This is a genomic window from Catenulispora sp. MAP12-49 (assembly GCF_041262705.1).
Taxonomy (GTDB): domain Bacteria; phylum Actinomycetota; class Actinomycetes; order Streptomycetales; family Catenulisporaceae; genus Catenulispora.
Genome location: NZ_JBGCCP010000033.1, coordinates 72277 through 96410, shown reverse-complemented (window position 1 = coordinate 96410; position 24134 = coordinate 72277). Strand labels below are relative to the sequence as shown.

The 24134-nt window shown below is 71.8% G+C and carries 20 protein-coding genes; 10 read left to right on the top strand and 10 right to left on the bottom strand.

The window, feature by feature from the left end:
* Positions 1-19: 19 nt before the first annotated feature.
* Together ABIA35_RS39030 and ABIA35_RS39025 are read left to right on the top strand one after the other, a co-directional pair.
* Complete coding sequence (locus tag ABIA35_RS39030) at positions 20-1009, top strand: ATP-binding cassette domain-containing protein (protein ID WP_370345157.1); 990 nt, start codon at positions 20-22, stop codon at positions 1007-1009.
* Positions 1009-1896, top strand: a complete 888-nt coding sequence (locus ABIA35_RS39025) for an ABC transporter permease (protein WP_370345156.1) — start codon at positions 1009-1011, stop codon at positions 1894-1896. Before ABIA35_RS39030 ends, ABIA35_RS39025 begins: the two co-directional genes overlap by 1 nt.
* Here ABIA35_RS39025 and ABIA35_RS39020 read toward each other — a convergent pair.
* Positions 1893-3143, bottom strand: a complete 1251-nt coding sequence (locus ABIA35_RS39020; protein ID WP_370361276.1) for an MFS transporter — start codon at positions 3141-3143, stop codon at positions 1893-1895. The two genes, ABIA35_RS39025 and ABIA35_RS39020, sit on opposite strands and share 4 nt — an antisense overlap.
* A 75-nt stretch (positions 3144-3218) precedes the next feature.
* Between ABIA35_RS39020 and ABIA35_RS39015 the strand changes: the two genes are divergently transcribed.
* Positions 3219-4253 (top strand): ROK family transcriptional regulator, encoded by a 1035-nt coding sequence (locus ABIA35_RS39015; protein ID WP_370361275.1) that lies wholly within the window; start codon positions 3219-3221, stop codon positions 4251-4253.
* A 446-nt stretch (positions 4254-4699) separates the two neighbouring features.
* Here ABIA35_RS39015 and ABIA35_RS39010 read toward each other — a convergent pair whose 3' ends face one another.
* From ABIA35_RS39010 to ABIA35_RS38985, 6 genes are all read right to left on the bottom strand, one after another.
* Entirely contained in the window at positions 4700-5233 is a 534-nt protein-coding gene (locus ABIA35_RS39010; RefSeq protein WP_370361274.1) for a hypothetical protein, read from the bottom strand.
* A gap of 34 nt (positions 5234-5267) precedes the next feature.
* Positions 5268-5810, bottom strand: a complete 543-nt coding sequence (locus ABIA35_RS39005) for a GNAT family N-acetyltransferase (protein WP_370345152.1) — start codon at positions 5808-5810, stop codon at positions 5268-5270.
* An 82-nt stretch (positions 5811-5892) separates the two neighbouring features.
* The gene (locus tag ABIA35_RS39000; RefSeq protein ID WP_370361273.1) at positions 5893-6951 is read right to left on the bottom strand and encodes a low specificity L-threonine aldolase; all 1059 of its coding nucleotides are present in this window, start codon (positions 6949-6951) and stop codon (positions 5893-5895) included.
* Positions 6952-7013: 62 nt separating this feature from the next.
* A complete protein-coding gene (locus ABIA35_RS38995) occupies positions 7014-7727 on the bottom strand; it encodes an SDR family NAD(P)-dependent oxidoreductase (protein ID WP_370345150.1) in 714 nt (237 codons plus the stop codon).
* Between the two features lie 70 nt (positions 7728-7797).
* Positions 7798-9933 carry a DUF6421 family protein gene (locus ABIA35_RS38990; protein WP_370361272.1) on the bottom strand — a complete coding sequence of 712 codons (2136 nt, stop codon included), beginning with the start codon at positions 9931-9933 and terminating at the stop codon, positions 7798-7800.
* 296 nt (positions 9934-10229) lie between these two features.
* Positions 10230-11201 (bottom strand): NADP-dependent oxidoreductase, encoded by a 972-nt coding sequence (locus ABIA35_RS38985; RefSeq protein ID WP_370361271.1) that lies wholly within the window; start codon positions 11199-11201, stop codon positions 10230-10232.
* A 71-nt stretch (positions 11202-11272) separates the two neighbouring features.
* On the opposite strand from ABIA35_RS38985, the gene ABIA35_RS38980 reads away from it, so the two are divergent.
* Together ABIA35_RS38980 and ABIA35_RS38975 are read left to right on the top strand one after the other, a co-directional pair.
* Complete coding sequence (locus ABIA35_RS38980) at positions 11273-12322, top strand: GlxA family transcriptional regulator (protein WP_370361270.1); 1050 nt, start codon at positions 11273-11275, stop codon at positions 12320-12322.
* A 55-nt stretch (positions 12323-12377) separates the two neighbouring features.
* Positions 12378-13418 (top strand): DUF4037 domain-containing protein, encoded by a 1041-nt coding sequence (locus tag ABIA35_RS38975; RefSeq protein ID WP_370345146.1) that lies wholly within the window; start codon positions 12378-12380, stop codon positions 13416-13418.
* Here the strand turns inward: ABIA35_RS38975 and ABIA35_RS38970 are convergent.
* The 3 genes from ABIA35_RS38970 to ABIA35_RS38960 form a co-directional block, all read right to left on the bottom strand.
* The gene (locus ABIA35_RS38970; RefSeq protein ID WP_370361269.1) at positions 13377-13796 is read right to left on the bottom strand and encodes a hypothetical protein; all 420 of its coding nucleotides are present in this window, start codon (positions 13794-13796) and stop codon (positions 13377-13379) included. The two genes, ABIA35_RS38975 and ABIA35_RS38970, sit on opposite strands and share 42 nt — an antisense overlap.
* A 163-nt stretch (positions 13797-13959) precedes the next feature.
* A complete protein-coding gene (locus ABIA35_RS38965) occupies positions 13960-15810 on the bottom strand; it encodes an ABC transporter ATP-binding protein (RefSeq protein ID WP_370361268.1) in 1851 nt (616 codons plus the stop codon).
* Position 15811: 1 nt separating this feature from the next.
* Entirely contained in the window at positions 15812-17548 is a 1737-nt protein-coding gene (locus tag ABIA35_RS38960) for an ABC transporter transmembrane domain-containing protein (RefSeq protein WP_370361267.1), read from the bottom strand.
* Positions 17549-17765: 217 nt separating this feature from the next.
* On the opposite strand from ABIA35_RS38960, the gene ABIA35_RS38955 reads away from it, so the two are divergent.
* From ABIA35_RS38955 to ABIA35_RS38935, 5 genes are all read left to right on the top strand, one after another.
* On the top strand, positions 17766-20228 hold the full coding sequence (locus ABIA35_RS38955; protein ID WP_370361266.1) for a nitrate- and nitrite sensing domain-containing protein: 2463 nt from the start codon (positions 17766-17768) through the stop codon (positions 20226-20228).
* 44 nt (positions 20229-20272) lie between these two features.
* Entirely contained in the window at positions 20273-20719 is a 447-nt protein-coding gene (locus ABIA35_RS38950; protein ID WP_370345141.1) for a roadblock/LC7 domain-containing protein, read from the top strand.
* Positions 20716-21303 carry an ATP/GTP-binding protein gene (locus tag ABIA35_RS38945; protein WP_370345140.1) on the top strand — a complete coding sequence of 196 codons (588 nt, stop codon included), beginning with the start codon at positions 20716-20718 and terminating at the stop codon, positions 21301-21303. Before ABIA35_RS38950 ends, ABIA35_RS38945 begins: the two co-directional genes overlap by 4 nt.
* Positions 21303-22703: an ABC transporter substrate-binding protein gene (locus ABIA35_RS38940; protein ID WP_370361265.1), complete on the top strand. Its 1401-nt coding sequence runs from the start codon at positions 21303-21305 to the stop codon at positions 22701-22703. Before ABIA35_RS38945 ends, ABIA35_RS38940 begins: the two co-directional genes overlap by 1 nt.
* Positions 22704-22786: 83 nt before the next feature.
* Positions 22787-24034, top strand: a complete 1248-nt coding sequence (locus ABIA35_RS38935; RefSeq protein ID WP_370361264.1) for a monooxygenase — start codon at positions 22787-22789, stop codon at positions 24032-24034.
* Positions 24035-24134 lie beyond the last annotated feature (100 nt).

Genomic DNA, 24134 nt, shown 5'->3' with positions numbered 1-24134 from the left:
CGGCCATAGCCTGGACGGTGTGGAGTCCCCAGCGAACCCGCAGCCGGGGGCTATGGCCCCGGACGTCGGCGTCATCGGCACCCGCGAGCTGACGAAGGTCTACCGGGACACGGATTTCGCCGCCGTCGACCGCCTGGACCTGGACGTGCGGCCGGGTGAGATCTTCGGCCTGCTCGGCCCGAACGGCGCCGGCAAGACGACGACGGTCGGCATGCTGACCACGCGGGTCGTGCCGACCTCGGGCCGGGCGTTCGTCGGCGAGGTGGACGTGGTGGCCCGGCCGGCGCTGGCCAAGCAGCTGATCGGCGTGGTCTCGCAGCAGAACACGCTGGACCGGCAGCTGACCGTCTGGGAGAACCTGTACGTGCACGGGCTGCTGTTCGGCATCCCGCGCGCCGAGTCGCGCCGTACCGCCGACCGGCTGCTGGAGCAGTTCCACCTGGCCAAGTGGGCCAAGGCCTCGGTGTTCGCACTGTCCGGCGGCATGGCGCAGCGCCTGATGGTGGCCCGCGCGATCTTCCACCGGCCGGCGGTGCTGTTCCTGGACGAGCCGACCGCCGGTCTGGATCCGCAGAGCCGGCTGGCGCTGTGGGAGATCCTCGGCGAGCTGAACGCCGACGGCCAGACCATCTTGCTGACCACGCACTACATGGAAGAGGCCGACCGGCTGTGCGAGCGGGTGGCCATCATGGACCACGGCCGGATCCTGGCCCTGGGCACGCCGGCCGAGCTCAAACACGGCGTGGACGCGGACACCGTCGTGACGGTCAAGGCGCGGGGGGATCTCGACGTTCTCGGCAACGTGCTGCAGAAGGAGGTCGCCGGGGTCACGCGGGTGCGGGCGTCCGGCGACAGCCTGGAACTCCACCTGCGCGGCGCCGACGGCGCGCTGGCGCGGATCATCACGGCCGCCGAGGACGCCGGCTACGACGTGGCCGACCTGTCGGTGGCCGAGCCGAGCCTGGAGAACGTGTTCATCGGGCTGACCGGTAAGGAGCTGAGGGACTGATGACCGCGCGAACCGACGCCCCGCGCGGTACGGGGCAGCAGATCGGCTCCCGTCCGACGCGTTCGGCGGCCGCCGCGGCGCGGACGGCGCTGGGCGCGCTGATCCTGCGGGACCTGATGGTGCTGAAGAAGAACTTCGGCGAGTTCGTGGCGCGGACGCTGGTGCAGCCGTTCCTGCTGGTGTTCGTGTTCTTATACGTTTTCCCGACGATCGGCCAGGGCATCGGCGGCGGAGGCGGGACGCACAGCGAGTCGGAGTTCGCCACGGTGCTCGTGCCGGGCGTGGTCGGCATCTCCATCATGTTCCAGGGCATCCAGGCGGTGGCGCTGCAACTGGCCTCGGAGTTCGGCTACACGCGCGAGATCGAGGACCGGGTGCAGGCACCGTGCCCGATCTGGCTGGTGGCGCAGGCCAAGGTGTTCTCCGGCGCGGTGCAGGGCATGATCTCGGCCCTACTGGTGTTCCCGATCGCCGCGGTGGTGCACGCCAAGGGGGTGCAGGCCGACCTGTCGTTCCACTGGTGGATCCTGCTGACGATCATCCCGTTGGCCTGTGTGGCCATGACCTCGCTCGGGCTGCTGCTGGGGACGACGTTCGAGGCGCGCAACATCGGACTGATGTTCGGCTTCGTGGTGCTGCCGCTGACGTTCCTGGGCGGGACGTACTACGAGTGGACGCGGCTGGCGCCGGTGAAGGTCGGCGGCTTCCCGTGGCTGCAGACGCTGGTGCTCGTCAACCCTCTGATCTACATCAACGAGGGGATGCGCGCGGCGCTGACCGACGCGCCGCACATGCATCTGTATGTGGTGTATCCGGTGCTGATCGGGTTCTTGCTGTTGTTCCTGGGGCTGGGGCAGCGGAACTTCCGGCGGCGGGTGTTGTCCTAGCCTGCCGAGGCCGGTTCGGACGCGGCCGGCGTCACAGGGACGTGCTCGGGTCGCGTCCGCAGCGCACCGGCCAGCAGGGCCAGCGCCGCGGCCGCCACGGTGATCAGTGCGAAGGCCGCCGGGTAGCCCGCGGCGCCGGCGGTCCAGCCGATGGCGGCCGGGGCGATGAGGCCGGACATGTAGGTGATGGTGGCGACGCCGGCGACGCTCTCGCCGAGCGAGGTGCCCTTGCGGCCCGCGGCACTGAAGACCAGGGGGACGTTCATCGCGATGCCGGTGCCTATCAGCGCCAGGCCGAGCATGCAGGGCAGCGGGGAGCGGAACGCCACGACCAGGATGCCGCCGCACGCGGCCACGATGCCGCCGATGCGGACCACCGTCACCGGGCCGAGGCGGCGGACCACGGTGTCGCCGAACAGGCGGGTGGCGGTCATGCTCAGCATGAACAGCGTGTAGGCGGCGGCCGCGACGGTGGGGCCCGCGCCCACGGCCTTGGTGACGTAGACGCCTGACCAGCTCGTCGTCGCGCCCTCGGCGAAGGTGCCGCAGAAGCCCGCGATGCCGATGCCGAGGATGGCGCGGGTGGGGAGGGCGAAGCGGCGCGGCGCGGGTTCGGCGGCGCCGGTGGTGGGGGCGTCCGTGCCGAGACCGCGTCCGGCGTATGCGGCCAGGACGAGCAGTACGGCGGCGGTGGCGAGCAGACGCACGCGCGGGTCCAGGTGCGCTTGGGCGGCGACGATCCCGACGCCGCCTGCGATGAGGCTGCCGAGGCACCACATCCCGTGCAGGCCGGACATGACCGGTCGGCCCGAACTCCGCTCCAGCGCCACGCCCTGCGCGTTCATCATCACGTCGCTGCTGCCGGCGGCCATGCCGAGCAGCAGATAAGCCGGGAACAGCAGGGCCGAGCCGCCGGCCAGGACCGGGGCCGGCAGCAGCGCGCACCACAGGAGGATCAGCAGCCGGGTGGCGCGGCGGGCGCCGATGCGGTGCGCGACGCGGTTGGCGGTCGGCATCGCGACGAAGGAGCCGATCGGGGCACAGAACAGGACCAGGCCCAGGGCGGTGGGGCTGAGGCGGTCGTGCGACTGGATCCAGGGCAGGGAGGTGGCCAGGGTGCCGGCGACGGTGCCGTGGATCAGGAAGATCAGGGTGATGGCGCGGTGGCGGGTGCGGTGGTCGGAGTGGTGATCCGGGCGGTGATCGGGCTGGGCGTCCAGGCTGGGCGATGTCAGAAGCTGGGTCACGGCAGAGAAACTATCAGGGACCCTTCCTGATGGAAAGTGAATTAATCAGGGTCCCTGCCTGATTACGATGGGCGCATGAAAACCGCGACCCCGGCCACCGCCCGCGCGATCAACGACCGGCTGGCGCTCGACCTGCTGATCGAGCACGGCCCGCTGACCGCGCCGCGGCTGCGGGAGCTGACCGGGCTGTCCCGTCCCACCGTCGCCGACCTGGTGGAACGGCTCACCGCGGCCGGGCTGGTGGAGTTCGTCGGCGAGGCCGAGCAGACCCGGCGCGGGCCGAACGCGCGGCTCTACCGGCTGGTCGCCGAGCGGGCCCACGTGGTCGGGGTGGACCTGCGGCGCACCGGGTTCACGGCGGCCGTGGCCGATCTGTCGGGGCAGACCACCGGCACCGCGACCCGGCGCTTCGACCCGGCCGACGGCGAGCCGGACCTGGTCGCGATGCTCACCGAGGCGATCCGGCAGGCCGCCGACGGCCGCGTCCCGCACATCGTGGTGATCGGCGCGCCCGGCCTGGTCCGGCCGTACTCGGGCGAGCCGGCCGGCCGGAACGAAGTACCCGGCTGGCGGCCGGACCTGCCGGGCGAGCTGGCGCGGGTACTGGGCGTCAGGGTCCTGCTGGAGAACGAGGTGAACCTCGCCGCCGTCGCCGAACACCGGCTCGGCGCGGCGTCGGGCCGCCCGGACTTCGTGCTGCTGTGGCTGGACGAGGGCGTCGGCGGCGCGGTCGTCCTGGACGGCCGACTGCGCCGCGGCTCCTCGGGCGGCGCGGGCGAACTCGGCTGGCTGGAGGTCGACGGCGTCGGCTTCTGCGACACGGTCAGCCCCGAGGTCCGCGCCACGATCGCCCCGGAGGAACTCGCCGAGCGGATCGCGAAGGGCGCCTTCGCCGCCGTCTCCGTCCTCGACCCCGGACTCCTGGTACTCGGCGGCAGCGCCGGCCGCGCCGCCGGGGAGCCGCTGGCGACGCTGGTCGAGGAACGCCTCGCGGCCAAGTCGCCGATCGAGACCGAGGTGCGGGCCAGCACGGTCCAGGGCGACGCGGTCCTGCACGGGGCCGTGCTGACCGGGCTCGATCTCACGCGGGATGAGGTGTTCGGGGGCTGAGTCACCTACCCACCCAGGGCTGTGCTCTTTCGTCGCCTCAGCCGCGATCGGGCGATCTCCGAGCTGGCACACTACATCGGTGGCGACCGAAGCGCCCCAGTGCCCTTCCGATCTCGACGCGGCGTACCCGAAGACCTCAGGTCCTGTGCAAGCGGGCGCGGGCAAGTCGCTTGTGCCCGGACATCCCGCTGTCGGCGCCTACTGCGACTATGTGTCCACGGTGACAGGGCCCATGAAATCGTCGACCTCCCTGGCTGCCCGCCAAGCCTGACCGGCGAGCACCTGATCTTGGTGTTCCGTTACGCGTCCGGCCCTGATGTGACCGTCTCTTTGGAGCTCCGCGGATGCCCGGGGGTGAGCAATGGCGCCGTGAGCGGCATGTTCGCTCCGGCCGGCCAGACGCCGTCGGCGTTGGCGGCATTGGGCGTCGACCCAGGGGTCACGGGCTAAGCCCAGGCCCCGATCAGCGCCAGAATCCGCTCCCGGTTCCGCAGCCCCTCCGGCGTCGCCGACTCCGGATCCACGAGCATCCAGCCGTGGCCGTCCGCGACGAAGGGCTCGAAGTCGAAGAGCTGCTGCCGGTAGCGCCTCTCGCCGTCCGGCAGGTCGCGGAGGTGGGCCAGCGGCTCCCACGACAGCGGTTCGCCGGCCAGGCGCCAGCATGCGGCGTGCAGGGCCATGCGGTCGTCGCCCTCGCCGTCCATCAGGTCCGCGCTGAACAGCGGACTGGCCGGGTTCTCCAGGTCGCCGTCGTGGACCAGGCCCGCGACGGTCGGGGTGATGAGGGCGTCGGGGTCGGTGCGCAGGCCCAGGGCGTCGCGGAGCCAGGTGTGTTCGGGGCCGAAGGCGATGATGGGGGCGCAGGCGTCGGCGCCGTCGCCGCGCCAGATGTGGAACATGTTCGCGGTCTCGGCCGGGACGTAGTGGTCCTGCTGGACCGGTAGGCCGCAGATCTGGCAGTACGTTGCGAAGACAGCCATCTTTCACCCCCACGGAGCGGCCGCGCCGCGCAGCCTAGTGGGCAGGAGGGTATCGGACGCCGAACCACTGCTCGGCGCCGTACTCCTCGAAGCGGTCCACCTCGGCGAAGCCGAGCTTCGTGGCCAGGCGGCGGGAGGGGATGTTCGCTTCCTGCGTGCACAGGACCACCGGCTCGCCGGGACGGACGCGCGCGACCCAGTCCAGGACCGCCGTGCACGCCTCGGCGGCGTAGCCCTGGCCCCAGACGTGCGGCAGGAACATGTAGCCCAGTTCGGTCTCGTTCGCCTCGGGGCGGACGTGGCCGGGGTGCACGGCGGCGCGGCGGTCGAGGGTGATCAGGCCGATCATCGTGCCGTCGCGCTCGATGACGAAGAAGCCGAAGCGCCGGCCGGGGATCTCCGGTGCGGTGCGTTCCAGGTCCTCGCGCGATTGGGCGCCTCCGACGTAGGTCCCGACTTCCGGCGAGGCGAACAGGTCGATGATCGTCGCGCGGTCGCGGGCCTCGGTCTGGCGCAGGACGAGCCGCTCGGTCCTGATCGGGCTGGGCGGCCAGGGGTTCGGAGCGGGGTCGGTCATGAAGGGCCAATTTATCGCATAAGACGCGCTGAATCAGCTCGCGGATCCGAACGCCCCCGACCGCCCCGCCCCGGCCCACCCCTCAGGCGTGCGCCATCTCCTCGCGCACCGCCGCGGCGAACGCGTCGATGTCGGCCTCGGTGGTGTCGAACGAGCACATCCAGCGCACCTCGCCGGTGTGCTCGTTCCAGGTGTAGAAGCGGAAGCGCTTCTGCAGGCGCTCGGTGACCTCGCGCGGCAGGATCGCGAACACCGCGTTCGCCTGCACCTGCTGGGTGATCTCCACGCCCGGCACGTCGCGTACGGCGTCGGCCAGGCGCTGGGCCATCGCGTTGGCGTGCGAGGCGTTGCGGTGCCACAGGTCGCCGGAGAGCAGGGCGTCGAACTGGGCCGAGATGAAGCGCATCTTGGAGGCCAGCTGCATCGACATCTTGCGCAGGTACATCACGCCGTGGGCGGCGTCGGGGTTCAGGACCACGACGCACTCCCCCGCCAGCAGGCCGTTCTTGGTGCCGCCGAAGCTCAGCACGTCCACGCCGGCGTCGGTGGTGAACTCGCGGAAGGGGCGGCCCAGGGTGGCGGCGGCGTTGCCCAGGCGGGAGCCGTCCAGGAACACCTTCATGCCGTGCTGGTGCGCGTGGTCGCAGATCGCCTTGATCTCCTCGGGGGTGTAGCAGGTCCCGAGTTCGGTGGACTGGGTGATCGCGACGACCAGCGGCTGCGCGCGGTGCTGGTCGCCCCAGCCCCAGGCGTGGGTGTCGATGAGCTCCGCGGTGAGCTTGCCGTCGGGGGTGGCGACGGTCAGCAGCTTCAGGCCGCCGATCTTCTCCGGGGCGCCGCACTCGTCGACGTTGATGTGCGCGGTGGCCGCGGCGATCACCGAGCCCCAGCGCTCGATCATCGCGTCCATCGCCACCACGTTGGCGCCGGTGCCGTTGAACACCGGGAACGCCTCGGCGCGCGGCCCGAAGTGGCCCTTGAAGACCTCCTGCAGGTGCTCGGTGTAGGCGTCCTCGCCGTAGGAGATCTGGTGGCCGCCGTTGGCCACGGCGATCGCCTCCAGGATCTCGGGGTGGATCCCGGCGTAGTTGTCGCTGGCGAAGCCCCGGTACTCGGGGTCGTGGCGGCGGGTGATGGTCACGGTGTTCCTTCGGGACTTCGTGGACGGATCAGGCTTCGTGGACGGATCGGGGTCGGGACGGCTCAGGGCGCCAGGCGCACGCGGGTCCCGTTCACCTCGGCGGCCGGGAGCCCGAACAGCTTCACGATCTCGGCGGCCAGGTCGTCCACGTGCGTGTAGCCGGGGAACTTGCCCTCCGGCTTGGCCTCCTTCATGGCGTCGGTCAGCAGCGCCTTGACGACCAGCACGACCGCGGCGGCGTTGTCGCCGTCCTTCTTGAAGCCGTCGGCCAGGGCCAGCGTCCAGGCCTCGGCGGCGGCCTTGGCCGCGCCGTAGGCGGCGTTGCCCGCGGTCGGTGCGGAGGCGGCGGTCGCCGAGATCAGCACGAAGCGGCCGTCGCCGGAGGCGTCCAGGGCCTGGTGGAAGGCCAGCGAGGTGTTCTGCGTGGTCTGGATCAGCAGCTTGTGCAGCAGCGCCCAGTCCTCCAGCTTTGTTTCGCCGAAGGTCTTCGAACCGCGCCAGCCGCCGACCAGGTGGATCACGCCGTCCACCCGGCCGTGCTCCTTCAGCAGGTCCTCGGCGAAGGCCTTGGTGGCGTCCGCGTCGAGCAGGTCCACCGCGGCGGCCACGGCCCGGCCCGGCTCGACGGCCAGGGCGGCGCCGCGCTCGGCGTTCTCGGTGGTGGTGTCGACGCCGATCACGGTCGCGCCGGACGCGGTCAGCGCGCGGATGACCGCCCCGCCGGCCCCGCCGCCGGCGCCGGCCACCACGACCACGGACTCGGTGTTCAGGCTCATTGCTGGAAGTCTCCTCATCGATATCGACGGTGCGGCGATACGCGGGTCAGGATATTGCGGCCCGGCCGCCTCAGCCGGTGACGCCCCGAGTCGCCTCGATGACCGGCTTCAGCTTCTTGTTCAGGGCCTCGTAGAACATCGACAGCGGGAACTCGTCCGGCAGCACCGCGTCCACCAGGCCCTTGGGCGGGCCGTCCAGCGGCAGCGCGGACGGGCCCTTGGCCCAGACCGAGTTCGGGTTCGGCGCGACGTAGCCGGCGACCAGCTGGTAGGCGGCCATCCAGTGCGCGGGCTTGGGCCGGTCGATGCCGTCCCGGTACAGCGTCTCCACCTCGGTGGCCAGCTCGATCACCGCGTCGGCGATGCGGGACCAGTCCACGGCCAGCCGGTTGTCGGTCCAGTTGATCAGACCGTGCCGGTGCAGGTACGCGAACAGCAGCTGGCCGCCCAGGCCGTCGTAGTTGCGGACCCGGCCGCCGGTGATCGGGAAGCGGAACAGGCGGTCGAACAGGATCGTGTACTGGACCAGGCGCGCGTGCGAGGCGCCGGCGCCGCCCTCGCGCTCCATGCCCACCGCGGCCCGGAAGGTGGTCAGGTCGCAGCGCAGCTCTTCCAGCGAGTACAGGAAGTAGGGCATCCGCTGCTTGATCATGAAGGGGTCGAACGGCAGGTCGCCGTGGCTGTGCGTGCGGTCGTGGACCAGGTCCCAGAGCACGAACACCTCCTGCGTCAGCCGCTGGTCCTCCAGCAGCCGCGCGGCGTCCGGCGGCAGCGACATCTTCAGGGTCGCCGCGGCGGCCGAGGTGACCATGCGGAAGCGCGCGGCCTCCCGGTCCTGCATGATCGCGCCCCAGGTGAACACCGGCGTCTCGCGGACGGCGACGGTCTCGGGGAACAGCACCGCGCTGTTGGTGTCGTAGCCGGCGGTGAAGGCGTCGGCGGCGACGAACTCGATCGGCACGAACTGCGGGTTCGGGTACTTGTCCCGCTCCAGCTCGGCGATCCAGTCCGGCCACACGGTGCGGATGATCAGCGCCTCGAAGTTGCGGTCCAGGTTGCCGTTCTGGGTGTACATCGGGAACACCACGAGGTGCTCGCGGCCGTCCTCGCGCTGGGCAGCGGGGTGGAAGGCGTTCAGCGAGTCCAGGAAGTCCGGCACCCCGAAGCCGTCCTCGGCCCAGCGGCGCAGGTCCTTGCCGAACGCGTCGAGGTAGTCGACGTCGTGCGGGAAGTCCGGCGCCAGGGCCTGCACGGCGGCGCCGATGCGCTCGGCCAGGGCTTCGGCCTTCGGGCGGTCGTTGCCCTCGGTCTCGAAGTCGATCGAGCCGTCCTTGGACTGCAGCGGCCGCAGCTCCTCGATGGCCGCCAACAGATCGCCGAACGCGGCCGAGGAGGCGACCGGGTGCGGCTCGGCGTCCGCGCCCGCGTGCTTGGGCCGGCGCGAGGCCCAGGTGACGGCGTTGATCCAGAGCGCGCGGTGGTCGTAGTCGGCGATCGAGTCGTCGCCGAACATGTCGGAGTCGGCGAACACCGCGACCCGGCCCTTGCCGAAGCGCACGCCCACGGCCAGCGGCCGGTCGGCCGGGTCGGCGGTGGGCGAGGAGTTCAGCAGCGGGATGATGTCCGCGCCCTCGGCGGTGAACAGGGTCCCGGAGCGGTAGAAGCAGGCCTCGGCGACGCCGGCCAGCACGTCCTCGGGCTCCAGGCGGCTCTCTGGCAGCGCGGCGCGCTCGGCCAGCACCCAGCGGGCGTTGCCCTGGTGGCGGCGGGTGGCGTCCTGCACGGTGAAGTGGTCCATGCCCACGCCGAAGCGGCCCAGCAGCGCGGCCAGGTTGGAGCCGTTGTCCTGCTCGGAGTCGGCCAGCAGCACCAGACCGCCGCCGGCGGCCACGTAGGCCTGGAGCACGTCCAGCTCGGCCGGGGTGAGGACCGGGGTCCCGACGCCCGTGGTGCGCTCGCGCGCCGGATCGGCCGGGTGCGCGATCACCAGCACGTCGGAGCCGGACAGCGACTCGGGGGTGAACGCCCCGTCCAGGTGCGCGGCGACGCTGTAGCCGCGCACGCGCAGCAGGTCGGCGGCATGCGTGTAGCCGGCGTCGGCCGGGTTCACCGGGTTCATGGCCAGGGCTCGGGCCGGATCGATGGTCCAGGCCTCGCTATGAGCCTCGTCGAACAGGACTCGCAGGATTCCCGTGTGCTGCCGCATGTGTCACCTCGCCGGGGTCGGGATGACGGAACGCATGATCCGATCATCAGACGTGTTGTGGAAGAACTTACGTACGGCCAGTCTAACGAAGAAAATCCTTCGGACTCAATCCTTGATCGCAGGAGTTACTTGCGCGTGATCTGGGTAAAGGGGTGCACCGATGCTCGGGGCGCGTCTGCCGGCCGCTGGTCATCGGCGATGTGCGAAGGGGTTCGCGCACACCAGCGCGCCCCGGGTCTCTCGGGGGAGACCCGGGGCGCGCGCATGTGAGCTGTGAGCAGGCGATCAGCCCTCGATCAGTCCTCCACGACGGTCAGCACGATCTTGCCGGAGGCCCGGTTCGTCTCCCCCAGCTCGTGCGCCTTGGCCGCCTCGGCCATCGGCAGCTCCGCCTCGATCACCGGACGCAGCCGGCCCTCGGCCACCAGCGCGGCGATCGCGGTCATGCCGCCGAGGTCCGGCTCGACCAGCATGAAGTCGGCCACGATGTCGCGCTCGGCGGCGCGCGCCTTCATCTCGGCGTTGACGTCGTAGCTCAGGGCCACGAACGTGCCGCCGGGGTTCATGGTGCGCAGGGAGCGGTCGTAGTAGTCCCCGCCGATGGCGTCGATGACGACGTCGACGCCGGTGACGGTCTCGGCGAAGTCCACCTCGCGGTAGTCGATCACCTCGTCGGCGCCGAGCCCGCGCAGGAAGTCGTGCTTGGCGGCGCTGGCGGTGCCGACGACCTGGGCGCCCAGGGCCTTGGCGATCTGCACCGCGAGGTGGCCGACGCCGCCGGCCGCGGCGTGGATCAGGACCTTCTGGCCGGGGCGGACCTTCGCGAAGTCGTGCAGGGCCTGGTAGGCGGTGAGCGAGGCCAGCGGGAGGGCGGCGGCCTGGACGTGGGTCAGGCCCGCGGGCTTGGCGGCGAACTGGCGGGACGGCGCGGCGACGTACTCGCTGTAGCCGCCGGGGAAGCCCGGGAACAGGGGCATGCCGAAGACCTCGTCGCCGGGCTGGAACCGGGTCACGCCGCGGCCGACCGACTCCACCACGCCGGAGACGTCCCAACCCAGGATCGGGCCCTGGTCGGTGACGTCGCTCCGGCCGGCCCAGCCGCCGCCGGCACGGGTCTTCCAGTCGGCCGGGTTGATGGCCGCGGCGTGCACCCGGACCAGGATCTCGGTGCCTCCGGGCTGGGGCTTGGGGACCCGGGTCTCCTTCAGGACGCTCGCCGGGCCGGGCTCGGTGGCGACGATCGCTCGCATAGTCGTGTCTTCGTTCATGACTCCACGGTCGCGGACCGGACCGGGTGCTCGACAGTGGCCCGATGGCCAACATGTGAAAGAATCGGGCCATGGCTCAGCTCACCGGTCCCTGCCGCACCGACCGCACGACACCGCTCGACGCCGACCCGGAGCGTCCCGAGCGTCCCGAGCGTCCGCGGCACCGCGTCGTGGTCCTGGCGCTCGACGGCGTGATCCCCTTCGACCTGGGCATCCCGGCACGGCTGTTCGGCGCGGCGCCGGGGCCGGACCTGGAGCCCCTGTACGAGGTCGTGACCTGCGGGATCACCGCCGGCCCGGTCACCACCACCGAGGACTACTCGCTGTACGTCGAGCACGGCGCCGAGGCGCTGGCCACCGCGGACACGGTGATCGTGCCGCCGGCCTACCCGATCGTGGAGGAGCTCGCCGACGGCGCTCCCCCGGCGCCGGAACTGGCCGAGGCGCTGGCCCGGATCCGACCCGGCGCCCGCAAGGTGGCGCTGTGCACCGGCGCGTATGTCTTCGCCGCCGCCGGCATGCTCGAGGGCCGCAAGGTCACCACGCACTGGCACCAGGCCGACCGGATGGAGGAGCTGTTCCCCACGCTGTCCGTGGACCCGAACGTGCTGTTCATCGACGACGGCGACATCCTCACCTCCGCGGGCGTGGCCGCCGCCATCGACCTGTGCCTGCACATCATCCGCACCGACCACGGCAGCTCGGTGGCCAACGCCGCGGCGCGCGCCTGCGTGGTCCCGCCCTCGCGCGACGGCGGGCAGGCGCAGTACATCGAGCGCCCGGTCCCCGCGCCGGCGGCCACCGGGACCGGTCCGGCGCGCGCCTGGGCGTTGGAGCGGCTGCACGAGCCGTTGACGCTGCAGGACATGGCGGGTCAAGCGCGGATGAGTATCAGGACGTTCACTCGGCAGTTCCGGACCGAGACCGGGCAGAGCCCCGGGCAGTGGCTCACGTCGCAGCGGGTGGATCTGGCGCGGCACCTGCTGGAGGCCACGGACCTGCCGATCGACCGGGTCGCGGAGAAGGCGGGGTTCGGGACGGCGACGTCGATGCGGCAGCATCTGCGGGCCTCAGTGGGCGTGTCGCCGCAGGCGTATCGGCGGACGTTCGCGCGGGCCTGAAAGGCGGCCTGAAAACCCGCTCGCGCCCCGGCGATCTTCGCGGCAGGCTTCGGGCATGGTGACTGCCGAATTCGTGCCCGGCCTGGAGTTGTCGCGGCGGTTCTACGTCGAGGCGGTGCTGCCGATCCTGGAAGCCGAACTGCCCGGTCTGCCCCATGCGGCGGCCCGCCTGGGCCCCGGGTCGGAGGTGCTGGGGTTCGACACGGCGCGCTCGACGGATCACGATTGGGGGCCGCGGCTGCAGCTGTTCCTGGCGGCCGATGACGTGGCGCGGCATCGCGAGCGGCTGGCGTCAGCCTTCGAATATCAGCTTCCGAGGATGTTTCTCGGCTACCCGACGCACTTGCTCGACGTCGTGGGCGTCGACGACTGGCTCACCGGGGCGCTGGGGTTCACTCCGTCCAGTGGAGTCACGACCACCGACTGGCTGGCCACGCCGACGCAGCGGCTGCTGGAGGTCACGGCGGGGGCGGTGTTCCATGACGGGCTCGGGCAGCTGACGGCCGATCGCGAGCGGCTGGCGTGGTATCCGCGCGATGTGTGGCTGTACGTATTGGCGTGCCAGTGGAAGCGCATCTCGCAGGAGGAGGCTTTCGTCGGGCGCTGCGGGGAGGTCGGGGACGAGCTCGGGTCGGCGGTGGTGTGCGCACGGCTGGTCCGGGACGTGATGCGGCTGGTGATGGTGATGGAGCGGCGGTATCCGCCGTACAGCAAGTGGCTGGGGTCGGCGTTCGCGCGGTGCGATGCGGCCGAGGCACTCACGCCGCACATGACCGCCGCGCTGGCTGCCACGGACTGGAAGGCGCGCGAGCGGCATCTGGGGCAGGTCTATGAGCTTGTCGCCGAGCAGCACAACCGGCTTGGGCTCACCGAGCGACTCGATCCGGGTACGCGGTTGTTCTTCGAGCGGCCCTTCCAGGTCATCGGGGCGGACCGGTTTGTGCGTGCACTGATGGAGCAGGTCGCCGACAGGAATGTTCGAGCCCTGCCACCGACCGGGGCGATCGATCAGTTCGTCGACAGTACCGACTTCCTCGGCAATGGCGCGCGGGCTTTAGCTGTTGCCGTCGAAGTCGGGGTTCATGAAGGTGCCTAAGATGTTCCCCTGCACGGTGAAACTCGGGATGACGCCGCCAACCACCTTCTCGTCGGTCCATACGTCGATCGTGACCGGCATTCCGTCGGCCAGGGCGGCGTCGAAGGACAGGAAATGCGAGCCTGCGACCTCCGCGCGCTCACGCCAGCCGACCTCGGACGCGTGCTGACGGTAGGCCGCCAGCAGGGCGGTCTCGGTGATCGGGCCGTCGAACTGCGCTTCCTGTTCGCCGGGGTTCGCCTCGCCGAATTCGCAGGTTCCCGGTCCCGAGTCGGTCGTTTTCGAGGTCACGGGCGCGGAGACGAGGTTGTAGAGGTCTGTGGCGGCCTTCGCCTGAGCGGGCGAACATTTCGCGCCGGCGGTCGCGTTGATCCACACGAATCCGACCACCGGACCCGCGAACAACACAGCGAGCACCGCGGCGAGTACTCCCCCGCGCATCTCGCCCGGGCGTCTCCCGGTCTGCACCGGCTGTAGCGGCTGTACCGGCCCCGATGTCATGAGATCGAGTGTGGCGCGCGTCTGACACGGGTTGGGAACGCTATGGAGTCGAAGGACTCACGAAATTCCCAGGCCCCTGACTCGGGCCTTGCTCCGCCGCACCGCGTCCGTGCCATGAATCCCAGAGCCCTGCGTAAGCTCCGCCGGTCGCCACCAGATCCTCGTGGCTCCCGAGCTCGGCGATCACGCCGTCCTCGACCACCGCGACGCGATCGGCATCATGCGCCGTGTGCAGCCGGTGCGCGATCGCGATGACCGTGCGGCCTTCGAGCACCGCGGCCAGTGAACGCTCCAGGTGCCGGGCCGCGCGCGGGTCGATCAGCGAGGTCGCCTCGTCAAGCACCAGGGTGTGCGGATCGGCCAGGACCAGGCGGGCCAGTGCCAGCTGCTGCGCCTGGGCCGGGGACAGCGTGTGGCCCTCGGCGCCGATCGCCGTCCGCATCCCCTGGGGCAGGGCTTCGACCCAGCTCAGCGCGTCGACGGCGGACAGGGCGTCGCGGACCTGCTCCTCGGAGGCCTGCGGACGCGGCAGGACCACGTTCTCGCGCACCGTTCCGTTGAAGACGTGGTGTTCCTGGTTCACCAGGGCCACCTGGCCGCGCAGGTCGCCCAGCGGGAGCTCCACCAGCGGGACGCCGCCGACCGCGACCGAGCCGACGGTGGGGCCGTGGATGCCGGCCAGGAGGCGGCCCAGGGTGGACTTGCCGGCGCCGGAGGGGCCGACCATGGCCAGGCGTTCGCCGGCGCGCAGGGACAGGTCCACGCCGTGCAGGACCTCGCGGCCGGGGATGTAGGAGTAGCGGACGTCGGTGGCGCGCAGGTCCTCGCCGTCGGGCTGTTCGCCGGAGGCCCGGCGGTCGGCCGGGACGCCGGCCACGCCGAGCAGGCGGGCCAGCGAGGCGCCGCCGACCTGGAGCTGGTCGGCCCAGGCGAGCATGTCGTCGATCGGGCCCATGATCTGCTGCATGTAGAGGGTGGCCGCCGTCACCTGGCCGAGGGTGAACCAGCCGTGCACGTAGCCCAGGCCGCCGAACAGCAGGGTCAGGGCGACCGGGACGATGTAGCAGGACTCTGTGGTCGGCCAGAACACGCAGCGCAGCCGCAGGGTGTAGCGCTCGGCGGCGAACTGGCGGCTGATGTCCTCGTCGGTGCGGCGGATCCGGTGCCGTTGCAGGCCCAGGGCCTCGACGGTGCGCGCGCCGTCGACGGTCTCGGCCAGGCCGTCGGTGAGGTCGGCGTAGCGGGCGCTCTCGGCCAGGTAGCCCTCCGGCGCGCGCTTCATGTACCAGCGGAACACCACCGCGATCGGGGGCACGATGACCAGCAGCGGCAGCACCGCCCACGGGCTCACCAGGGCCAGGGCGCCCATGGTGAGCAGGACCGTGACGATGGCGACCAGGGTGGTGGGCACGGCGTAGCGCGCGGCCATGCTCAGCATGTCCACGTCGCGCGAGGAGCGGGAGAGCAGGTCGCCGCTGCCGGCCCGTTCCACCACCGACAGCGGCAGCTCCAGGACCCGGGCGACGAAGTTCTCGCGCAGTTCGGCCAGCACACCCTCGCCGAACTTGCCGGCGGCGAGCTTGGCGTAGCGGGTCAGCACGGTCTGCACGACCAGGAACAGCGCGATCAGGCCGACGATGGTGTCGACGTGGCCGGCGGTGGTGCCGTGCTGGACGTCGTCGATCAGCGCGCCGAGCAGCCGCGGGCCGAACAGGCCGGCGACCGCCGCCAGCGCGAACAGCCCGACGGTCAGGACCAGGTCGCGGCCGCGGCTGCGGGCGATCTGCGCGGCGTACTGGCGGACCTCGGGATAGGTCGCGACCGGCAGGGCCTCGCGGCCGGAGGCAGAGTCGGCCGGCGGACTCGGCGGATTGGGCGGCGTCGCGGCCATCTCAGTCCTCTTCCCTGGTCACGGTGGCCCGGTAGGCGGGCACGGTCGCCAGCAGCTCGCGGTGCCGGCCCTCGGCGGCGGCGCGGCCGCCGGCCAGGAACACCACGCGCTCGGCCCGGTCGAGCATCAGCGGGCTGGTGGTGAACACCACGGTGGTGCGGCCGGTGCGGGCCCGGGCCAGCCGGTCGGCGATGCGGGCCTCGGTGTGCGCGTCCACGGCGCTGGTGGGCTCGACGAGCAGCAGCACTTCGGGGTCCGCGAGCAGGGCTCTGGCCAGACGGAGCCGTTGCTGCTGGCCGCCGGAGAAGGAGCGGCCGCGTTCGGTGACCGCGGTGTCCAGGCCGGCGGGCAAGGCCTCGATGATGTCCTCGGCGGCGGCGGTGTGCAGGGCGGAGGTGATTTCCCCGCCATCACCGTGCGCGCCGGGCCCGGCCAGCCCGTCGGCCAGCCGCCCGGCGAACAGCCGCGCGTCGTTGTCGGCGACCAGCACCCGCTCGCGCAGCCGGGGCAGCGGCAGCGCCTCCAGCGGCACGCCGTCCAGCGTGACCCCCTCGGCGGCGGAGTAGCGGCCCAGCCGGTCGGCGAGCTCTATCGCCTCGGCCGGGTCCGCGGCGGCCACCGCCGTGAACGAACCGGGCTTGAGCTGCAAGCCGGAGTGCTCGTCGACGATCGCACCGGTGCCCTCGATGTCCGCGACCGCGCCGGTGTCCGTGGTGTCCGCGGCGGCACCGGCGGGGTCGGCCAGCGGATGGCTCAGCGCCAGCACCCTGACCACCTTGGTCGCCGCCACGTGCGCCCGCAGCAGCTTGCCCCAGGCCTCGGTGATGGTACGCAGCGGCAGCACCAGGAACGCCGCGTAGCCGTAGAACGCGACCAGCTGCCCGGTGGTGATCTCGTGCGACACCGCCAGCCGCGCCGCAAGCCAGGTCACGCCGACCACGAACAGACCCGGCAGCAGCACCTGCGCCGATTCCAGCACCGATTCCACGCGCGCCACGCGCACTCCGGCGAACCGCAGCCGCTGGGACTGCTCGCGGTAGCGCTCGGCGAACTCCGGCTCCCCGCCGATGCCGCGCAGCACCCGAAGACCGGCGACGATGTCGTTGGCGCGTCCGGTCAACTGGCCCTGCAGGGCGCGCACCTCGCTCTGGCGGCGGTGCATCGGCTTGAGCAGCGGCCCGACCAGGGCCATGATCAGCGGCACGCCGATCAGCACGGTCAGCCCGATGCGCACCTCGGTACTCAGCAGCAGCACCGAGACCAGCACGATGGACACCACCGCGCCGGCGAAGCGGGCGCTGACGTCCATCGTGCCGCCGATGCTGGACGTGTCGGCGGTACCGATGGCCACCACGTCGCCGGTGGCGATGCGGCCGGGAAGGGTGGCGCCGAGCTCAGTGGCCTGGCGCGCGGTGAGCTGCACGGTGCGGTAGGCGGCGGTGAGCCAGTTCGTGACCGCGCACCGGTGCCGAAGGATCCCGGCGATCCCGGTCAGACAGCCCAATCCGAACACCACCGCGGACCATCGCCAAAGCTCGGCGGTGTCCCTGGCGGTGACGCCGGCGTCGATGGTCTTGCCGATCGCGGCGGGCATCAACGCCTGGCTCACCATCCATACGACGCCCCAGAAAGCACCCAGCGTCATCGACGTCCACTGCATCCGTACAAGCCAGATCAAGTACCGGGACGCCGATCGCGTGTCGGGTATGCCGGGGTCCGGCTCGGGGAGGTGGCGCATGATCGCAACGGTAATCGGCGACCCCGTGACCAGCCAGTGAATTTACCCTCACGACCACCTAAGGGAACCGTCCACGCTATTCGAGGCTTGACTCAGGTCCCCAGGTCCCGGTTGGATGAGGCCCACCTTCCCTGGCATCACCTGCACCACACGGCTTTCACACAGTCCGTCCACTCTCTGTCAGCCTTCTCTGTCAGCCTTGTCGCGAGGGGCCGTTTTGAGGATCACGCGCAGGCTCGGCGTCCTGGTCGCCGTCCCGCTCGCCGCGGTGTCCGGCTTCGGCGCCGTGGCGCTGACCGCGTCCGCCGGCGAGGCCTGGCGCAGCGACCGGCTGTGGTCCCTGATGCACACCTCGGACGCCGCCGGGAAGCTGCTGGGTCGGTTACAGGACGAGCGCACCACGATGGCGTTGCTGCTCACCACCAGGCCCACCGGGATCACTCCGGACGTGGAGAACCGGATAGCGCAGACCGACGCCGCGCTGGCCGCCTACCGGCAGCAGGTCAAGTCGATGCTGCGGATCTCGCCGGACACCCGCGTCCTGCTCTCGCGCATCGATCAGGACCTGGAACAGCTGGACACGCTGCGCTCGCAGATCAAGGCTCAGTCGGCCCCGGCGCTGTCCACGGTGACCTTCCAGTACCGCATCGCCATCGCCGACCTGGCCCAGCTGCGCGACACGGTGATCGGCGCGGGCAGCGCGCCGCAGCAGATCGCGGCCCGGATCCAGGCCGCCGGCCTGCTGTATCAGGCCTCTGAGGCGACCGGCCAGGAGGAGTCGGACGTGCTGCGCTCGGCGACCGGGCTGGCGCTGACCCCGGCCGCGGTCTCGGCGATCGCGCACGACCGGCAGTCCTACGACGACGCGATGGAGGCCTTCGACACCCAGGCCCCCTCCGGCTGGAGCGAGCGCCCGGACCAGGCGATGACCAGCACGGACATCCTGACCGCGCAGCAGTACGAGGACCAGATATCCCGCCTGGGGCCCGGCGATGTCCTGGCGCTGGACCGGAACCTGTGGGTCGAGACGATGAGCGCCCGGCGCGCCGCGCTGGACGGGGTCCGCGAGGACATGGACATGGCCACCATGTCCGCCGTGGCCCAGCTGCGCGACCGGGCCGAGCTCGTCGCCGAGATCGAGGCCGCCGCGGTGGCCGGCACCGCGCTGCTGGTGGTGATGATCAGCCTGCGGCTGGGCCGGCCGATGATCAGGGGCCTGCGACAGCTGCGGGACGCCGCGCACGCCGTGGCCTCCGAGCACCTGCCCGCCGCGGTCGAGCAGCTGCGCGCCACCGAATCGCTGACCGGCCTCACCCCCGAGGAGTTCGCCGACCAGGCCGGCGAAGCGCTGCCGCTGGGCTCCGGCCGCGGCGACGCGCTGAACGCCGCGGATCCCAAGGACGAGCTGGCCGCGGTGGCCCGGGCCTTCAACTCGGTGCACCGCGAGGCCCTGCGCACCGCCGCCGAGCAGGTGCTGCTGCGCGCCGGCGTGGGCGCCACCTTCGTGGCGCTGGCCCGCCGCGGCGAGCGCCTGACCGGCGCGCTGACCAGCGAGCTGGACCGCGCCGAGCGCTCCGAGCAGGACCCGGACCGGCTGGCCCGGCTGTTCGTGCTGGACCACCTGGCCGCGCGCATGGCGCGCAACAACGAGAGCCTGCTGGTGCTCGGCGGCGAGGGCTCGGCGCGGGTGCGCGAGCGCGCGGTGACGCTGCTGGACGTGGTCCGCGCGGCGCTGGGGCGCGTCGAGCGCTACACGCGCGTGGACCTGGAGAGCATCGACACCACGATCCTGGTCGCGCCGCACGCCGTGGACCACCTGGTGCACCTGTGCGCCGAGCTTTTGGACAACGCGACCTCCTTCTCCGCGCCGGACAGCCGGGTGGGCGTCGAGGGCCACCGGATGACCGACCGGGTGATCATCCAGATCGCCGACCGGGGCCTGGGCATGACCCCGGCCCGGCGTGCCGAGCTGAACACCCAGCTGGCCGCGCCGCGCCAGGTGGACAGCGAGACGGTGCGGGCGATGGGCCTGACCGTGGTCGCGCACCTGGCCGCCTGGTACGGCATCGAGGTGCAGCTGCGGGCCCGGCCCGGCGGCGGCACGGTCGCCGAGATCGGGCTGCCGCTGGCGGTGATCGCGGCGGAGGCGGGTCAGGGTACTGCGAACGGGAGCGCGCACGCCGCGTCGAGCATGCTCACCCGGATCAACGGCATGGCCGGCAAGGCCGCGGGCGGTATGCCGGCCGCACAGCCCGCCGAGTCCGATGAGGCCGACGCGGCCGACTGGCCCGAGCTGCCCTTCCCCGAGGAGGCCGAGCAGCCGGCCGGGGTCGGCGTGAACGGCATGAACGGCATGAACGGTATGGTTGGCGGCGTCACGGAATCGCAGGGTGCTGTTCCGGCTGCCGCCGTCGCCGCGACCACGACGCTCAACGGGCTGCCCGTCCGCCGACCGAAAGCACAGCTGCCGGCCAAGGCGCGACGCAACCCGGCGCCGGCGAAGCCGGCGACCGCGGACGCTCCAGAAACCCCAGGAACCGCACCACCCGGCGAGCCCGGCTGCCACCCCGAGCCCGCCGTCAAGAAGGCCCGTATCGACCGGGACCCCGAGCACGTCGCGGCCACCATGGCCGCCTACGCGCGCGGGCTCTCCGGCCGCACCGGGCCGAAACAGAAGTGACGCAGTACCCTCACCCCGTCCTCTAGCCCCACGGGAAACGCCCCATGAACGAACCTGCACCCGCACCTGATCTGCACGGCAGCCTCGACTGGCTGCTCAACGACTTCGCCCACGGCACGCCCGGGGTCCGGCACGCGCTGGCGGTCTCGGCCGACGGCATCGTGGTGGCCACGTCCCGGGATCTGGGCGAGGAGCAGGGCGAGCAGCTCGCGGCGGTGGCCGCGGGCCTGGTCAGCCTGCTGGCCGGGGCCGCGCTGCTGCTGGACTCCGAGCCGGTGCGCAGCAACCTGACCGAGCTCGGCAACGGGTTCCTGTTCTCCATGGCCGTCAGCGACGGCGCCTCGCTGCTGGTCTACGCCGAGCGCGAGTGCGACATCGGGCAGGTCACCTACGCCATGGCCGAGCTGATCAACCAGGTCGGGGATTCCCTGACGCCCACCGCGCGGGCCCGGATGCTCTCGCACGGCAACCTCCCGGGGGCCCGCGGATGACGGCTCCCACGATCGCCGCGAAGATCGTCGTGGCCGGCGGCTTCGGCGTCGGGAAGACCACGCTGGTCGGCGCGGTCTCCGAGATCCAGCCGCTGACCACCGAGGCCGAGATGACCCAGGCGGGCCTGGGCGTGGACGACGTGCACCTGATCCCGGCCAAGAGCAGCACCACGGTGGCCATGGACTTCGGCCGCATCACCATCGCCGAGGACCTGATCCTGTACCTGTTCGGCACGCCGGGCCAGGAGCGCTTCTGGTTCTTCTGGGAGGAGCTCTCCCGCGGCGCGCTCGGCGCGGTGGTGCTGGCCGACGTGCGGCGCCTGGGCGACGCCTTCGCGGTCATCGACTTCTTCGAGGACCGCCGGATCCCGCACGTGATCGCGGTGAACCAGTTCGACGGCGCGCAGGTGTACGGGCACGAGGAACTGCGCCAGGCGCTGGCCCTGGAGGACCACACGCCGCTGCTGATCTGCGACGCCCGGCGGCGCGACTCCGCCAAGGGGGTCCTGGTGACGCTGCTGGAGCACGCGATCACCCAGCAGCGGATGCGGGACGACCTGCCGCCCGACGACCGGATGAACTGATGGCGCTGCCAGCCGGTGCCGGGGTTGGGGACGGGAGCGGAGCCGGAGCCGGAGCCGGAGCCGCTGCCGGAGCCGAGACGGGAGCCGCGGCCGAGACCGGGGCCGTCTCCTCGGGAACCGGCGTAACCGGCGGAGCTGGCGGAACCAACCGGCCCCGCCGCCGCACACCGCACCACCGGCGGGCCTCCGCCGCGCTGCTGCTGGCCGCGGCCACGGCCGCCGCGTCGGGCTGCGCATTCGGCGGCGACTACGGCGGCGGCCTGGCCTACGGCGACCCCGGGGAGCGGGCGGCCAGCGCGACACCGATCCCGATCGGGCTGCTGCTGGACACCTCCGGCACCGACGGCACGGCCGGCACCGACGCCCGCGACGGGTTCCAGCTCTACGTCAGCCAGCACGGCGGCCGGCTCGGCGGACGCCCGGCGGGGCTGACGATCTCCAACGAGGGCCCGACCCCCTCGGCCACCGCGACGACGATGCAGACGATGCTGGCGCACGGCGTGCAGGCGGTCGTCGGCCCGATCGACTACGCGGGCTATGAGAGCGTGGCGCCGCTGGCCGACGCGGCGCACGTGCCGCTGGTCGGCGTCGTTGCCCGGCCGGACCTGACGGACATCAGCTACGTGTGGAACGTGGCGTTCCTGTCCACCGAACCCGGCGCGGCTATCGCACCTTTCATATACAACCACGTCAAATCCCCGGTCTTCGCGATCGGCGGCAACTACCCCGGCGACTGGGAGCAGGTCCGCGGCTTCACCGACTCCTACTCCGCGCTCGGCGGGAAGCTGGCCAACACCGGGGGCCAGGCGACGTTCACCCCGGCCACGTCGTTCTCACCGTCCGGCGAGACCACCGACTTCTCGCCGTATCTGCAGGCGATCAAGGAGTCCGGCGCCAAGGCCGTGTACTGCGCGTTCACCGGCGACGAGGCGGTGCGCTTCGTCCAGCAGTACGCGCGCTCGGCGGTGAAGGACATCCCGCTGTACGCGGTCGGCCTGGTCACCGACGGACCGCTGCTGAAGCTGGAGGGCGCGGCGGCCACCGACATCACCTCGGTCCTGGACTACTCCCCCGACGTCGACACCGCCGCCAACCGCACCTTCGTCTCGGCGTGGGCGGCCGGCCACGACGGCCAGGAACCCAGCGTGTACGCCCTGACCGGCTACGACGCGGCGGCACTGCTCGACCAGGCGATCGGCCAGGCCGGACCGAAGGCTGGCGCCGAGGCGATCAACGCCGCGATCGGCGCGCTGGGGCGGATCGACAGCCCGCGCGGGGCATGGCAGCTGGCTTCCACGACGCACGCGCCGATCCAGAAGTGGTACCTGCGGCGGGTGCAGGTGGACGGCACCGCTTTGGCGAACGTGGAGATCGAGGAGTTGGCGACTCTGCCGGACTGAGGCCGGACTAAGGTTGGTGTGGGCGGCCAACAGGGTTCTGCTACGCGTTCTGCCGACGCGGTTGTGCTAACGGGGGTTCTGCGATGGTGGGCACGGTAGGTGCTGTCCGCGTCGGCGTCGTCGGCGGGAGCATCGCCGGGTGCGCGGGGGCGCTGGCCGCGGCGCGGGCGGCGCCGGAGGCGACGGTCGTCGTGTTCGAGCGTTCGGGCGGCGAGTTGCGGGACCGCGGGGCCGGGATCGGGATTCAGCACGAGCGGTTCGCGGAGCTGGTCGAGGCCGGGTTCCTGGACGCTTCGTTGCCGGCCACGCCGGGGCATTCGCGGGACTGGTTCACGCGCGATGGCGTCTCCGCCGACGGGGGCGGGGATTCGGGGCTCGGGAAGCGGATCTGGCGGCAGCCGTTTCCGTTCAACGCGTACAACTGGGGGCATCTGTACCGGTCGCTGCGTGGGCGGCTGCCGGGGCGGGTGGAGTTCCGGGGTGATGCGCGGGTGGTGTCGGTCGCCGCGTGTGAGTCCGGGGCCGGTGCCGGGGCTTCAGTCACGGTGGCGGATGGGAGTGTCGAGCACTTCGATCTGCTTCTGGGCGCCGACGGCTACCGCTCGGTGGTGCGCGAGGCGATGTTCCCGGGCGTGGTGCCGGACTACGCGGGCTACCTGTGCTGGCGCGGGCTGTCGGACTTCGGCGAACTCAAGGGGCTGCCACAGGACTCATTCTTCACGGTCGGCTTCAACCACGGGCACCTGGTCGCGTATCCGATCCCCGCGGACGACGGCCGCCGGCACTTCAACTGGGTGCTGTACTCGGCGGTCCCGCCGGAGCTGACCGGGAATCTGAACACGGCCACGAGCATCCCGCCCGGCGCGGTCTCGCATGCCGTACTGGACTTCATGGACAGCCTGCTGACCCGCGAACTGCCCGCGGCGTGGGCAGCGGCGATCCGCAAGACGGCACGCGAGAACGTGTTCATCCAGCCGATCTACGACTTCGCAGCACCCGCCTTCGCCAAAAGCCGCATGCTGCTCCTCGGCGACGCCGGCGCGGTCAGCCGCCCGCACGCCGCGGCCGGAACGGTGAAGGCCATGCAGGACGCCGCGAGCCTGCTGGACCTGTGGCGCACTACCACCGACCTCGACGAGCTCGCCGCCCGCTACGACGCGGCGCGGGCGCCCGCGGGTGCCGCCGTGACCGCACTGGCCCGGCGCATCGGCGCGGCGCAGGTGCTGGAGACGCCGGATTGGGCGGCGTTCGGCGAGGCCGAGTTCGCGACGTGGCTCGGCGCGCAGATGCAGTTGCCGGACGGGACGGAGATGGGCGGGCGGCGGTTGTGAGGCCTCGCGGCTTCGCGGCCGTGAGCCAGATCAGTACCCTTCCTCGTCCTCGACGAACGCACCAGCTGGCAGTTCCAGCCCACCCACTGATCACCCTTGA

Excerpts from the sequence above, each read along its gene's own strand:
- ABIA35_RS39025 (WP_370345156.1), top strand. The coding sequence starts at position 1,009 with ATGACCGCGCGAACCGACGCCCCGCGCGGTACGGGGCAGCAGATCGGC.
- ABIA35_RS39015 (WP_370361275.1), top strand. The coding sequence starts at position 3,219 with ATGAAAACCGCGACCCCGGCCACCGCCCGCGCGATCAACGACCGGCTG.
- ABIA35_RS39010 (WP_370361274.1), bottom strand. The coding sequence starts at position 5,233 with ATGGCTGTCTTCGCAACGTACTGCCAGATCTGCGGCCTACCGGTCCAG.
- ABIA35_RS39005 (WP_370345152.1), bottom strand. The coding sequence starts at position 5,810 with ATGACCGACCCCGCTCCGAACCCCTGGCCGCCCAGCCCGATCAGGACC.
- ABIA35_RS38995 (WP_370345150.1), bottom strand. The coding sequence starts at position 7,727 with ATGAGCCTGAACACCGAGTCCGTGGTCGTGGTGGCCGGCGCCGGCGGC.
- ABIA35_RS38990 (WP_370361272.1), bottom strand. The coding sequence starts at position 9,933 with ATGCGGCAGCACACGGGAATCCTGCGAGTCCTGTTCGACGAGGCTCAT.
- ABIA35_RS38985 (WP_370361271.1), bottom strand. The coding sequence starts at position 11,201 with ATGAACGAAGACACGACTATGCGAGCGATCGTCGCCACCGAGCCCGGC.
- ABIA35_RS38980 (WP_370361270.1), top strand. The coding sequence starts at position 11,273 with ATGGCTCAGCTCACCGGTCCCTGCCGCACCGACCGCACGACACCGCTC.
- ABIA35_RS38975 (WP_370345146.1), top strand. The coding sequence starts at position 12,378 with ATGGTGACTGCCGAATTCGTGCCCGGCCTGGAGTTGTCGCGGCGGTTC.
- ABIA35_RS38965 (WP_370361268.1), bottom strand. The coding sequence starts at position 15,810 with ATGGCCGCGACGCCGCCCAATCCGCCGAGTCCGCCGGCCGACTCTGCC.
- ABIA35_RS38960 (WP_370361267.1), bottom strand. The coding sequence starts at position 17,548 with ATGCGCCACCTCCCCGAGCCGGACCCCGGCATACCCGACACGCGATCG.
- ABIA35_RS38950 (WP_370345141.1), top strand. The coding sequence starts at position 20,273 with ATGAACGAACCTGCACCCGCACCTGATCTGCACGGCAGCCTCGACTGG.
- ABIA35_RS38945 (WP_370345140.1), top strand. The coding sequence starts at position 20,716 with ATGACGGCTCCCACGATCGCCGCGAAGATCGTCGTGGCCGGCGGCTTC.
- ABIA35_RS38940 (WP_370361265.1), top strand. The coding sequence starts at position 21,303 with ATGGCGCTGCCAGCCGGTGCCGGGGTTGGGGACGGGAGCGGAGCCGGA.
- ABIA35_RS38935 (WP_370361264.1), top strand. The coding sequence starts at position 22,787 with ATGGTGGGCACGGTAGGTGCTGTCCGCGTCGGCGTCGTCGGCGGGAGC.